General features: G+C 73.8%; 10 protein-coding genes. 8 read left to right on the top strand and 2 right to left on the bottom strand.

The window, feature by feature from the left end; genetic code table 11:
- Positions 1-75: 75 nt before the first annotated feature.
- The 4 genes from mmsA to DSM104299_RS18835 are packed head-to-tail and all read left to right on the top strand — an operon-like array spanning position 76 to position 6,717.
- Positions 76-1,560: a CoA-acylating methylmalonate-semialdehyde dehydrogenase gene (gene mmsA / locus DSM104299_RS18850; protein ID WP_272473187.1), complete on the top strand. Its 1,485-nt coding sequence runs from the start codon at positions 76-78 to the stop codon at positions 1,558-1,560.
- Complete coding sequence (locus tag DSM104299_RS18845) at positions 1,557-2,948, top strand: aminotransferase class III-fold pyridoxal phosphate-dependent enzyme (protein WP_272473186.1); 1,392 nt, start codon at positions 1,557-1,559, stop codon at positions 2,946-2,948. The genes mmsA and DSM104299_RS18845 overlap by 4 nt, the downstream gene beginning before the upstream one ends.
- Entirely contained in the window at positions 2,945-4,387 is a 1,443-nt protein-coding gene (locus DSM104299_RS18840; RefSeq protein WP_272473185.1) for a gamma-aminobutyraldehyde dehydrogenase, read from the top strand. The genes DSM104299_RS18845 and DSM104299_RS18840 overlap by 4 nt, the downstream gene beginning before the upstream one ends.
- Positions 4,388-4,443: 56 nt before the next feature.
- Positions 4,444-6,717, top strand: a complete 2,274-nt coding sequence (locus DSM104299_RS18835) for a putative bifunctional diguanylate cyclase/phosphodiesterase (RefSeq protein ID WP_272473184.1) — start codon at positions 4,444-4,446, stop codon at positions 6,715-6,717.
- An 18-nt stretch (positions 6,718-6,735) separates the two neighbouring features.
- Here DSM104299_RS18835 and DSM104299_RS18830 read toward each other — a convergent pair whose 3' ends face one another.
- Positions 6,736-7,908, bottom strand: coding sequence for a thiolase family protein (locus DSM104299_RS18830; RefSeq protein WP_272473183.1), 1,173 nt, complete (start codon positions 7,906-7,908; stop codon positions 6,736-6,738).
- A 64-nt stretch (positions 7,909-7,972) separates the two neighbouring features.
- Between DSM104299_RS18830 and DSM104299_RS18825 the strand changes: the two genes are divergently transcribed.
- A complete protein-coding gene (locus DSM104299_RS18825) occupies positions 7,973-8,425 on the top strand; it encodes a winged helix-turn-helix transcriptional regulator (protein ID WP_272473182.1) in 453 nt (150 codons plus the stop codon).
- Here DSM104299_RS18825 and DSM104299_RS18820 read toward each other — a convergent pair.
- A complete protein-coding gene (locus DSM104299_RS18820; RefSeq protein WP_272473181.1) occupies positions 8,422-9,456 on the bottom strand; it encodes a dipeptidase in 1,035 nt (344 codons plus the stop codon). The genes DSM104299_RS18825 and DSM104299_RS18820 overlap by 4 nt on opposite strands.
- Before the next feature lie 69 nt (positions 9,457-9,525).
- Here DSM104299_RS18820 and DSM104299_RS18815 point away from each other — a divergent pair, with 69 nt between their 5' ends.
- The 3 genes from DSM104299_RS18815 to DSM104299_RS18805 all read left to right on the top strand — a co-directional run bounded on the left by DSM104299_RS18815 (position 9,526) and on the right by DSM104299_RS18805 (position 12,260).
- Positions 9,526-9,822: a metal-sensitive transcriptional regulator gene (locus DSM104299_RS18815; RefSeq protein ID WP_272473180.1), complete on the top strand. Its 297-nt coding sequence runs from the start codon at positions 9,526-9,528 to the stop codon at positions 9,820-9,822.
- A 242-nt stretch (positions 9,823-10,064) separates the two neighbouring features.
- Entirely contained in the window at positions 10,065-10,796 is a 732-nt protein-coding gene (locus tag DSM104299_RS18810) for a helix-turn-helix domain-containing protein (protein ID WP_272473179.1), read from the top strand.
- 129 nt (positions 10,797-10,925) lie between these two features.
- The gene (locus DSM104299_RS18805; protein WP_272473178.1) at positions 10,926-12,260 is read left to right on the top strand and encodes an adenylate/guanylate cyclase domain-containing protein; all 1,335 of its coding nucleotides are present in this window, start codon (positions 10,926-10,928) and stop codon (positions 12,258-12,260) included.
- The last annotated feature ends 75 nt before the right edge of the window (positions 12,261-12,335 follow it).

The raw sequence follows: 12,335 nt of genomic DNA, 5'->3' as shown, positions 1-12,335 counted from the left end.
TGTCCAGGCTCTCGGCCCATCTTGGGACGAGTCGCCTGTTGTGGACGGACGGCCGGACGCGGGAGCCTCCCCTCGGTGACCCCGACCGCCGTCCCCACCTCCACCGCCGTCCGCACCCTGTCCAACCACGTCGGCGGCGCCTGGGCCGCGTCGACCGCCGCCGACACGCTCGACGACCGCGACCCCGCGACGGGCGAGCTGCTCGCCCGCGTCCCGCTCTCCACGGCAGCCGACGTCGACGCCGCGGTCGTCGCCGCCCGCGCCGCCGCGACGCGCTGGCGCGCGGTCTCGCCGCTGCAGCGCGCCCGCGCCGTGATGGCGCTGCGCGGCGTCCTCGACGCCCACCGCGACGAGCTCGCCGAGCTCGTCACACGCGACATGGGCAAGACGCTCGGCGACGCGACGGCCGAGGTCGGGCGCGGCATCGAGTCGTGCGAGGCCGCGATCGCGATGCCGCACCTGCTCAAGGGCGAGAACCTCGAGGGCGTCGCGACCGGCGTCGACGTCGAGCTCGTCCGCCAGCCCGTCGGCGTCGTCGCCGCGATCACCCCCTTCAACTTCCCGGCGATGATCCCGCTGTGGTTCATGCCCTACGCCCTGGCCGCGGGCAACGCCTTCATCCTCAAGCCGTCCGAGCAGGACCCGCTCACCGGCGCGCGCATCGTCGAGCTGGCCAACGGCCTCGACGTCTTCCCGGCCGGGCTGATCAACCTGGTCCACGGCGCGCACGACGTCGTCAACGGCCTGCTCGACCACCCGGGCGTCGACGCGATCTCCTTCGTCGGCTCGGCCAAGACCGCCCGCCACGTCGCGCAGCGCGCCACCGCCAACGGCAAGCGCGTGCAGGCTCTCGGCGGGGCGAAGAACTCGATGGTCGTCATGCCCGACGCCGACCCGGACCTGATGACCGGCGGCGTCATGGGCTCGGCCTTCGGCGCGGCCGGCCAGCGCTGCCTCGCCGGCTCGACCGCGGTGCTCGTGGGCACCAAGGGCGAGCAGGAGGCCGCCCGCGACCGCATCGTCGCGGCCGCCGCCCGCCTGACGACGGGCGCCGGCCTCGACCCGGCCACCGACGTCTGCCCGGTCGTCTCGCCCCAGCAGCGCGACCGCATCGTCGCCGACGTCGACCGCGCCGAGGCCGACGGCGCGACGGTGGTCCTCGACGGCCGCGGCGACGCCGGCCCCGGCGGCTGCACGCTGGCGCCGACGATCCTCGACGACGTGCCGGAAGGCCACCACGTCCTGACCGAGGAGCTGTTCGGCCCGGTGCTGACGCTCGTGCGCGCCGCCGACCTCGACGAGGCGATCGCCAAGGTCAACGCGTCGCGCTACGGCAACGCCTCGGTGATCTTCACGGAGTCCGGCGGCGCGGCCCGCGCCTACCGCTACGGCGTCGAAGCTGGCATGGTCGGCGTCAACGTCGGGGTCGCGGCGCCGATCGCCTGGTTCCCGTTCTCGGGGTGGAAGGACTCCATCGACGGAGACCTCCACGCCAACGGCCGCGACGCGGTCGAGTTCTACACGCGCAAGAAGGTGGTCACTTCCCGATGGGCGGCATGACGCACGACGAGCTCCAGCAGGCGGCCAGCGAGCACCTGCTGCTGCACTTCTCCAAGCAGGGCATCGACGACCTCCTCGTGCTCGAGCGCGGGGAGGGGCCGTATGTCTTCGACACCAAGGGCAAGCAGTACATCGACGCCTTGTCGTCGCTGTTCTGCTCGCAGATCGGCTACTCCTACGGCGAGGAGATGGCGGCCGCCGCGGCGGCGCAGCTGACGACGCTGGCGTTCAACACCAACTGGGGCACGGCGCATCCCGCGTCGATCGAGCTGGCCGCCAAGCTGGCCGCGGTCGCCCCGCCCGGGATGGAGCGCGTCTTCTTCACCAGCGGCGGCTCGGAGTCGGTCGAGGCCGCGTGGAAGCTCGCCCGCGAGCACTACCACGCGATCGGCCAGCCGCAGCGCACCAAGGCCATCGCCCGCCACATCGCCTACCACGGCGTCACGCTGGGCGCGCTGTCGTTCACCGGCGTCGAGCGCTTCAAGGTCCCGTTCGGCCAGCCCGCGATCGACGTCACGCACGTCAGCAACACCAACATGTTCCGCGGCGGGCCCGACGGCGGGCCGGTCACCGACCAGGACGCGTTCTGCCGGCAGCTGCTCGACGAGGTCGAGGCGGCGATCGTCGCCGCCAACCCCGAAGAGGTCGCGCTCATCATCGCCGAGCCGGTCCAGAACGCCGGCGGCTGCCTCGTCGCGCCGGCCGGCTACTGGAAGGGCCTGCGCGCGCTGGCTGACAAGTACGGGATCCTGCTGATGGCCGACGAGGTCATCGCCGGCTGCGGACGCCTCGGCGAGTGGATCGCCACCGGCCGCGAGGGCATCACGCCCGACCTGGTGTCCTTGGCCAAGGGCCTGACGTCGGCCTACGCGCCGATGGGCGCGGTCGTCGCCGCCGAGAGCGTCATCGCCCCGATCGTCGAGTCCGGCGCGGTGTTCCGCCACGGCATCACGTTCGGCGGCCACCCGCTCGCCGCCGCGATCGCGCTGAAGAACATGGAGATCTTCGAGCGCGACGGCATCCTGGCCAACGTGAAGGACCTGACGCCGTACCTCGCCGAGCGGATGGCGACGCTGCTCGACGTCCCGATCGTGGGCGACGCGCGCGGCGATGGCTTCTTCTGGGCGGTGGAGTTCGTCAAGGACGATGACAACACGCGCTTCGACCAGGCCGAGCGCGACGACCTCCTCCGCGGCTTCCTTCCGGGACGCCTGCGTGAGGCGGGCATCATCGCCCGCGCCGACGACCGCGGCGACGCGGTCCTGCAGATCGCCCCGCCGCTGATCAGCGACAAGGCGGTGCTCGACGACATCGTGGCGCGGCTGAGCGACGTGCTGACCGACGCCAGCGCCCACATGGGGCTGGGCACGACCGCCGGAGTGGCATGAGCGCCACCGCGCTGAAGGACTACAAGAACCTCGTCGGCGGCGAGCTCGTCGACGGCGTGGATGGCGCCACGCGCGAGATCCTCAACCCGGCGACGGGCGAGGTCGTCGCGCGCGTGCCCGAGGGCACGGCGGCCGACGTCGAGCGTGCGGTCGCCGCTGCCCGCGCCGCCCGGATCGGGTGGCGCGACACGACGCCGGGCGAGCGCCAGGAGCGCCTGCTGGCGATGGCCGACGTCATCGACCGCCACAGCGAGGAGCTGGCCGCGCTGGAGTCGCTGAACGTCGGCAAGCCGCGGTCGCTGGCCGCCGAGGAGCTGCCGATCTGCGCTGACGAGCTGCGCTTCTTCGCCGGCGCCGCCCGCACGCTGACCGGCTCGTCCGCCGGCGAGTACGGCAAGGGCTACACGTCGTTCGTCCGGCGCGAGCCGCTGGGCATCGTCGGGCAGATCGCGCCCTGGAACTACCCGTTGATGATGGCGATCTGGAAGATCGCGCCGGCGCTGGCCGCGGGCAACGTGGTGGTCTTGAAGCCGTCGGAGCTGACGCCGATCTCGACGCTGCGCTTCGCCGAGCTGCTGGCCGACGTCCTGCCGGCCGGCGTCCTGAACGTCGTCACCGGCGACGGGCCGAACGTGGGCGAGGCGATCGTCCGCCATCCCGAGATCGCGATGGTGTCGCTGACCGGCAGCGTGGCGACCGGCAAGGGGATCGCGCGCGCCGCGGCCGACACGCTCAAGCGCGTGCACCTGGAGCTGGGCGGCAAGGCGCCGGTCGTCGTCTTCGACGACGCCGACCCCAAGGCCGTCGCCGAAGGCCTGCGCGTCGCGTCGTTCGTGAACTCGGGCCAGGACTGCACCGCCGCGGCGCGCGTGCTCGCCGGCCCGGGGATCTACGAGGCGCTGCTGGAGGAGCTGGTCCCGGCGACCGCCTCGCTCGTCGTCGGCGATCCCGCCGAGGGCGAGTCCGTCGAGATGGGCCCCGTCATCTCCGCCCGCCAGCAGGAGCGCGTCCTGGGCTTCCTGGACCGCGCGACCTCCGCGGGCGCCGAGGTCCTGACCGGCGGGAGCGCCGGCCGCGACGCCGGCTTCTTCGTCCAGCCGACGATCGTCGCGAGCGTCGACCAGCAGGCCGAGATCGTCCAGTCCGAGGTCTTCGGCCCGGTCGTCACCGTCCAGCGCGTCGACGCCGACCGCGCCTTCGCGCTCGCCAACGACGTCCCCTACGGCCTGGCGGCCAGCGTCTGGACCCGCGACGTCGGCATCGCGATGGAGGCCGTCCGCCAGCTCGACTTCGGCTGCGTCTGGGTCAACGACCACCTGCCGTTCCTGTCCGAGATGCCGCACGGCGGCTTCAAGGAGTCGGGCTACGGCAAGGACCTCTCGATCTACGGCCTCGAGGACTACACCCGCGTCAAGCACGCGATGATCAAGCTGGGCTGACGCGCCGCCGCGCGGCGCCTTCAGGTCGGCCGTGCGGTGGCCGACTACCTCAGGTGGTGGATCCCGTCCGCACACCGGAGCACGACCCCGGCACGCTGCACGAGGCTGAGGCCCGCTTCCGCATCGCCTTCGAGGAGGCGGGCGTGAGCATGGCCATCGTGGGGCTCGACGGGTCGTTCCTGCGCGTCAACCGCGCGCTGAGCGAGCTGCTCGGCCACCCGGTCGAGGCGCTGCTGGCCGGAGGGATGGCGCTCGTCCACCACGCCGACGGCGGCCCGACCTCGGACAACTGGCGGAGGCTGACGATCGGCGAGATCGAGCGCTACCAGTTCGACCGTCCCTACCGGCACGCCAACGGGGACATGATCTGGGGCAACACCACGATGGCGCTGGTCCGCGGCGACGACGGCCAGCCGCTGTACGCCATCGGCCAGCTCCAGGACATCACCGCGCGCAAGCAGGCCGAGGATCGCGCCGACCGGCGCGCCAAGCAGCAGACCGCGCTCGCCCGTCTGTCGCAGCTGGCGCTCACCGAGCAGGACTTCTCCGCCCTCGCGCACGCGACCGTCCGGTCGATCACCGCGAGCCTCGACGTCTCGCTCGCCGGCCTGGCCGCCGACGACGGCGACCACGCGCCGCTGCGCCACCTCAGCGGCTCGCACTCCGACGACCCGGGCGAGAGCGTCGCCGCGCGCCTCGACGAGCAGCACGCCCGCTACACGCTGGCGCTCCGCAACCCCGTCGTCGTGCGCGACGCCGCGACCGAGGAGCGCTTCGACGTCTCCGACCTGCGCGGCCGCGGCCTGGCCTCGGGCATGACCGTCGCGGTCGCGGGCGAGGGCGACGCGCCGTTCGGCGTCCTGGGCATGTACGCGACGTCGCCGCGCGCGTTCGACGACGACGACCTCGCGTTCCTGCAGTCCGTCGCCAACGTCCTGACCGGCGCGCTGCGCCGCCTGTCGGCCGAGCGCGGGCTGCGCCACCAGGCGCTGCACGACCCGCTCACGCAGCTGCCCAACCGCATGCTCTTGCTCGACCGGCTGCGGCTGTCGCTGGCGCGGCGCCGGCGCGAAGGGCGGTACGTCGCGGTCCTGTACCTCGACGTCGACGACTTCAAGGGCATCAACGACTCGCTCGGCCACGCGGCGGGCGACGCGCTGCTGCGCGCGCTGGCGCCGCGGCTCAGCGAGGTGCTGCGGCCGTCCGACACGCTCGCGCGCCTGGGCGGCGACGAGTTCGCGATCCTGCTGGAGGGGTTGGACGACCCGGCCGAGAGCGTGCGCGTCGCCGAGCGCCTGCTCAGCGTGATCGGCGCGCCCGTCGACGTCGCCGGCGTGTCGCTGCGCTCGACCGCGTCGATCGGGATCGCGCTCGCCGCGCCCGACGCCCCGATGGAGGGCGAGGACCTCGTGCGCGACGCGGGCGTCGCGATGTACCGCGCCAAGCGTGCCGGCCGCGGCCGCGCCGAGCTGTTCGACGACGCCATGCGCGCCGAGACCGTCGAGCGCCTGGCGCTCACCAACGACCTGCGCCAGGCGGTCGAGGACGGCGACCTGCGCCTGGTCTACCAGCCGCTCGTGCACCTCGGTCGCCGTCAGGCGTCCGGCTTCGAGGCCCTGATCCGCTGGACCCATCCCGAGCGCGGGGAGATCCCACCCGGGCGCTTCATCCCGCTCGCCGAGCAGCACGGGCTGATCGAGCCGCTGGGCCAGTGGGTCATGCGCGAGGCGCTGACGCAGCTGCGCCGCTGGCAGGACGCCGGCTTCGCGCTCGACATGGGGATGTCGGTCAACGTGTCGCGCGTCCAGCTGTCGCGCCCCGGCCTGGCCGACGACATCTTCGCGTTGCTCGACGAGCTCGCGCTCGCGGCCGACCGGCTCGTGGTCGAGGTGACCGAGTCCGCCGTCATGGAGGACCCCGACGTCGCGACCGCCACGCTCGACGCGCTCGCCGAGCGCGGGGTGCGGATCGCGCTGGACGACTTCGGCGTCGGGCAGTCCTCGCTGGCCTGCCTGCGCGACCTGCCGCTCGACGCGCTCAAGCTCGACCGCCAGTTCATCACCTCGCTGGCGTCGTCGCGCGAGGCCGCGGCGATCGTGCGCGCGGTGTGCGACATGGCCCGGACGCTGCACTTCGGCGTCGTCGCCGAGGGCGTCGAGACCGAGGCGCAGTGGCAGGTCGTCGAGGCCCTCGGCTGCGACTTCGGCCAGGGCTTCCTCTACGCGCGCCCGACGCGGCCCGAGGACATCCCGGCCACGGTGGCCGAGGTCGACGCGCGCCTCGGCGGCGGCGTCAGCGTGGGCGTCGTCCCGACCCGCGCCGCCGCCTAGGCGCGCGACCGCGGCCGCCTACACGGCCTCCAACACCATGGCGTTGGCCAGGCCGCCGGCCTCGCACATGGTCTGCAGCCCGTAGCGCGCGCCGTTCTGGGCCATGGCGTTGACGAGCGTCGCGGTGATGCGGGCGCCGCTGGCGCCGAGCGGGTGGCCGAGCGCGATCGCCCCGCCGTTGACGTTGACCTTGTCGAGGTCGGCGCCCGTCTCGCGCTGCCAGGCGAGGACGACCGAGCTGAAGGCCTCGTTGACCTCGAACAGGTCGATGTCGGCGAGCGACAGCTCGGCCTTCTGGAGCACCTTGGCGGTCGCCGGGATCACGCCGGTCAACATGTACAGCGGGTCGTCGCCCACGACGGCGAAGGACTTCAACTTGGCCTTGGGGGTCAGCCCGAGCGCGCGCGCGATCTCCGGCGTCGTGATCATCACGGCCGCGCTCCCGTCGTTGGTCGGCGACGAGTTGCCGGCCGTCACGCGCCAGTCGATCTGCGGGAAGCGCTGGCCCATCGCGGGGTCCTCGAAGGCGGGCTTGAGGCCGGCGAGCGCCTCGAGCGTCGTGCCCGGCCGGATCGACTCGTCGGTCGCGACGCCGTCGATCGGGACGAGCTCGTCGGCGAAGCGCCCCTCGTCGGTGGCGACGGCGGCGCGGCGGTGGGACTCCAGCGCGAAACGGTCCAGGTCGGAGCGCGGCAGCTCCCACTTCGCCGCGATCAGCTCGGCGCTGACGCCCTGCGGGACCAGCCCGTCGGGGTAGCGCGCGGCCACGCCGGGGCCGAAGGGGTCGGCGCCGGGCGGCACGTTGGACCACATCGGGACGCGGCTCATCGACTCGACGCCGCAGGCGATGACGACGTCGTAGGCGCCGGCGATCACGCCCTGGGCGCCGAAGTGCACGGCCTGCTGTGAGCTGCCGCACTGGCGGTCGACGGTCGTGGCCGGCACGCTCTCCGGCAGGCCCGCGGCGAGGACCGCGTAGCGCGTGGTGTTCATGGCCTGCTCTCCGACCTGGTCGACGCAGCCGCCGATCACGTCGTCGATGCGCTCCGGGTCGATGCCGGTGCGCTCGACCAGCGCGCGCAGCGAGTGCGCGAGCAGGTCCACGGGGTGGATGGGGTGCAACGCGCCCTTGCCGGCCTTGCCCCGGCCGATCGGGGTGCGGACGGCGTCGACGATCACGGCTTCGCGCATGGCTCTGTTCGTTCTCCCATGATTTGATACTCCAACCGACTCAGATGGCGGTAGCCTAGCGCACGTGAGTTTGGATCCCGAACCGACGACGCTGCCCCGGCCGTGCGCCATCGCCGACGCGCTCGAGCTGATCGGCGAGCGCTGGGCGCTGCTGATCGTCCGCGAGCAGTTCTGGGGCAACCACCGCTTCTCGGGCATCCAGCGCGCCACGGGCGCGCCGCGGGACGTCCTCAGCGCGCGGCTGAGGAGCCTGGTCGACGCCGGGATCCTGGAGAAGCGCCGCTACACCGAGCGACCGCCGCGCGACGAGTACCACCTGACCGCGCGCGGCCGGGGGCTGTCACCCGTGCTGATGGCGATCCAGGAGTGGGCCTACGAGGAGCTCGACGGCGAGGGCCGGGCGCGCTTCCCGCACGGCGACCACCTCGCCGACCCGGTCTCGCACTTCACGTGCCGGGTGTGCGGCAAGCCGCTCGACGGTCGCCGCCACGAGCACGCCGCCGACGTCCCGGCCTAGGCCCACGTCGCGGCGAGCACCCGCCGCCAGTTGCCCCAGGCGATCGCGGCGACCTCGTCGGCGGTGAAGCCGTCGGCGCGCAGCGCGTCGAGCAGGCGGGGCAGGCCGGCGACGTCGCTCAGCGCGGCCGGGATGTCGCCGCCGTCGAAGTCCGAGCCGAGGCCGACGTGCTCGACGCCGACGTGGTCGGCGACGTGGCGGACGTGGGCGACGATCGTGCTCAGCGGCGTGTCGTGGTCGACGACGCCGTCGGCGCGCAGGAAGTCCAGGATGTAGGGGATCCCGACGATGCCGCCGGACGTCCCGATGACGGCGAGCTGGTCGTCGGTGAGGTTGCGCGACGCGGGCGCGACCGCATGCGCCCCGCAGTGCGACGCGATGACCGGCGCGTCGGTGATCTCCACGACGTCCCAGAACCCGCGCGTGTTGAGGTGCGAGACGTCGACCGCGATCTTGTAGGCGTTGCACTTGCGCACCAGCGCCCGGCCGGCGGCGGTCAGGCCCTCGCCGGTGTCGGGCGAGGACGGGAACCGGAACGGCACGCCGTGGCCGAAGCGGTTGGGCCGGCTCCACAACGGGCCCAGCGAGCGCAGGCCGGCGGCGTGCCAGGCGTCGAGCGCCTCCAGGTCCTCGTCGATGCACTCGGCGCCCTCCAGGTGCATGACCGCGGCGGGCAGCCCGCCGGCGGCGGCGGCGTCCAGGTCGTCCACGCCGCGCGCGACGCGCAGGTGGCCGCCGCGCTCCAGCGCCAGCAGCCGGCCGGCCGCCGCGACCGCTTCGGCCGACGCGACGTCGTGCGCGAGCTCGGCTTCGAGCGGGATGTCGTAGCCGCCGCCCGGCTGTGGCTCGAAGGCGATCGTCACGCCCGGGCCCGAGCAGAAGATCGCCCACATGGACGCGACGAGGCCGCCGGCCGCGGCGCGGGGAAGGTCGAGGTGCCCGCCGTCGCGGCCCTCGACGAGCCGGTCGGCGTCCTTGCGCGTCAGCGCGTCGTGGTGGCCGTCGAAGATCGGCTGGAGCGGGGTCGACACGCGGCGGAACCCTACCCCGGCGCTCGCAGCGTGTGATGGCAGGTACCCCGGGGCGGTATCCTGGCCGACATGGCCGACGCGTCAGCGACCCGCGGGTACTCCGCCACCAAGGACCAGCTCCTCAAGCGCCTGCGGCGCGTCGAGGGCCAGGTGCGCGGCATCGAGGGCATGGTCGAGGACGAGCGCTACTGCATCGACGTCCTCACGCAGATCAGCGCCGTGCAGGCCGCGCTGGACAAGGTCGCGCTCGGCCTGCTCGACCAGCACGCCAACCACTGCGTGATGAACGCGCCCGACGAGGCCGAGAAGGTCGAGAAGACCGACGAGCTGATGGCCGCCGTCGGCCGTCTCATGCGCCGCGGGTAGCACACCGCTCCGGATCTCAGATCTGCGGACCCGGCGACGGTGGCGGGCCGGGCGGTCCCGGCTCGGGCGTCGGCGCGCCCGGAGGCGGCGTGGGCGCGGGATCGGGCGTCGGCGCAGGCGGTGGGGTGGGTGGGTCCGGGTCCGGCGGGAGGCTGACCATCAACCTCCGCTACCCGGTCAGGCGTCGAACCAACGTCCAAAGGGGTTAGCGCGGACTTCCGCGGGGAAGCCTGCGACGGGCAGTGGCCGCCCACGATCTCGTTCGCCTGCTCGACGCCGACCCGGAGCTCGGGGATCGGCTGGCGCCCGAGGAGCTCCAGCGGGCGACCCACCAGCTGGTCGCGGAGGTCGTGCGCGTCCCGACCGGACGCTGGGACGCCGCCGGCGTCGTGGAGCCCGGCGGCTCGCCGCTCGGCCTGCTGATCCTCGACGGCCTGCTGCTGCGCGACCTCGACCTCGGCCGCCGCGCGTCGACCGAGGTGCTCGGCTTCGGCGACATCCTGCGCCCGTGGGACGCCGACAGCGCGGCCTCCGAGCTGCCGCTCGTCGCGCGCTGGACCGTCCTGGAGCCGCTGAAGCTCGCCGTGCTCGACGAGCGCTTCCTGCACCTCGCCGTCCGCTACCCGCCGATCGTCGACGCGCTCTTCGCCCGCGCGGCGCGCCGCCACCGCGGCCTCGCCGTCCGGCTCGTGGTCAACCAGCTCGTCCGGCTCGAAGACCGGCTGCTGCTGGCGCTCTGGGCGCTGGCCGAGCGCTGGGGCCGCGTCACGCCCGACGGCATCCTCGTCCCGATGGGCCTGACCCACAGCGCGCTCGCGCGCCTGGTCGGCGCCCGCCGCCCGTCGGTCACCAGCGCGCTCGGCGACCTCGGCCGCGACCGCCTGCTGGAGCGCACCGAGGACGGCTGGCTGCTGCGCGGCGACCCCGCGCACCTGGTCGACCCGGTGACCGAGCGCCTGATGTCCCCGGCCTGAGCCTGCGCGTCCGCGCCCCGGATCGTCGTGGCGGGGGCCGCCGGGCGAGCGCAGGACGGCGGCCGCCCGTCACGCCGGTCGGTGGTTCCAGGCGCGGCGAGGCGGCGCGCAGATGCGTAGGCTCGCACCATGGAGGAGGGGCGCGTCCAGTGGGCGCAGAGCGGTGATCTCGACATCGCCTTCCGCGTGCTCGGCGACGGGCCGGTCGACATCGTCTTCCTCAGCGGGATCACCTCGCACGTCGAGGTGCTGCTCGAAGAGCCCGGGTTGCGGCGCTGGTGGGAGCGGCTGGGCTCGATCGCCCGCGTGATCCTCATCGACCGCCGCGGCCTCGGCCTCAGCGACCGCCCGAGCGGGCGCGTGGCGCTCGAGGACGAGGTCGCCGACCTCGACGCGGTGCTCGACGCCGCCGGCTGCGACCGCGTCGTCGTCCAGGCCTACGCGGCCGGCGGGCCGCTGGCGATCGAGTACGCGGCGCGCCGGCCGGACCGGACGCTGGCGCTCATCCTCTACGCGGCGATCGTCGCGACCGAGCACGACGACGAGGCTCCGTGGGCCGACACGCCGACCGACCGCGCCGAGCGCCTGGCGCGGCTGCGCGAGCGCTGGGGCAGCGGCGCGAACATCGAGCGGATGGCGCCGAGCGTCGCCGGCGACCCGCGGATGCGCGCGTGGATGGGCAAGCTCGAGCGCCAGTCCGCCACCCCGTCGGGCTTCCTCCAGATCGCGGCCAACCTCCAGGGCGTCGACGTCCGGGCGCACCTGCCGAACCTGCGCGTCCCGACGCTCGTGCTGCACCGCATCGGCGACCAGCTGATCGACGTCGGCCACTCGCGGCTGTCGGCGCGGCTGATCCCGGGCGCGCGGCTGGTCGAGCTGCCGGGCACCGACAGCCTGCCGATGATCGGCGACACCGAGGCGCTGCTGGGCGAGATCGAGGAGTTCCTGACCGGCTCGCGCACCGCGACCAGCGGCCTGCAGCGGCGGCTGATGACGATCCTGTTCACCGACATCGTCGACGCCACCGGCCACGCGGCGCGGATGGGCGACGCGCGCTGGCGCGACCTGCTCTCGGCCCATGACAACGCGCTCCGCCGGGAGGTGGAGCGCTACGGCGGCCGCGAGGTCAAGACGCTCGGCGACGGCTACATCGCCGCGTTCGAGGGCCCGCCGTCCGACGCGCTGCGCTGCGCGCGCACGGTCACGGCCGGGGTGCGCGGGTTGGGGATCCAGATCCGCGCCGGGCTGCACACGGGGGAGTGCGAGCTGATCGGCGGCGACGTCGGCGGCATGGCCGTCCACATCGCCGCGCGCGTGTGCGACATGGCCGAACCGGAGGAGATCCTGATGTCCGGGACGACCTACGGCACCGTCGTCGGCTCCGGCCTGGAGTGCGAGATGCGCGGCGCCTACGAGCTGCGCGGCGTGCCCGGCCCATGGCCGATCTTCGCGCTGCAACGCTGAGCGATCGCAGGCACGATCCATTGCAGCGCGGCAACTGCCGACCGCGCACCGCAACCTTGGGGCTCCGCAACCTGT

Origin of the sequence: Baekduia alba, from assembly GCF_028416635.1 — a bacterium.
Taxonomy (GTDB): Bacteria; Actinomycetota; Thermoleophilia; order Solirubrobacterales; family Solirubrobacteraceae; genus Baekduia; species Baekduia alba.
Note: the sequence above shows the minus strand (reverse complement) of the source record. Positions and strands in the feature narration are given on the sequence as shown.

What these genes read in the sequence shown, in the direction of transcription:
- DSM104299_RS18845 (WP_272473186.1), top strand. Translation starts at nt 1,557, where the DNA reads ATGACGCACGACGAGCTCCAGCAGGCGGCCAGCGAGCACCTGCTGCTG.
- DSM104299_RS18840 (WP_272473185.1), top strand. Translation starts at nt 2,945, where the DNA reads ATGAGCGCCACCGCGCTGAAGGACTACAAGAACCTCGTCGGCGGCGAG.
- DSM104299_RS18830 (WP_272473183.1), bottom strand. Translation starts at nt 7,908, where the DNA reads ATGCGCGAAGCCGTGATCGTCGACGCCGTCCGCACCCCGATCGGCCGG.
- DSM104299_RS18815 (WP_272473180.1), top strand. Translation starts at nt 9,526, where the DNA reads ATGGCCGACGCGTCAGCGACCCGCGGGTACTCCGCCACCAAGGACCAG.
- DSM104299_RS18805 (WP_272473178.1), top strand. Translation starts at nt 10,926, where the DNA reads ATGGAGGAGGGGCGCGTCCAGTGGGCGCAGAGCGGTGATCTCGACATC.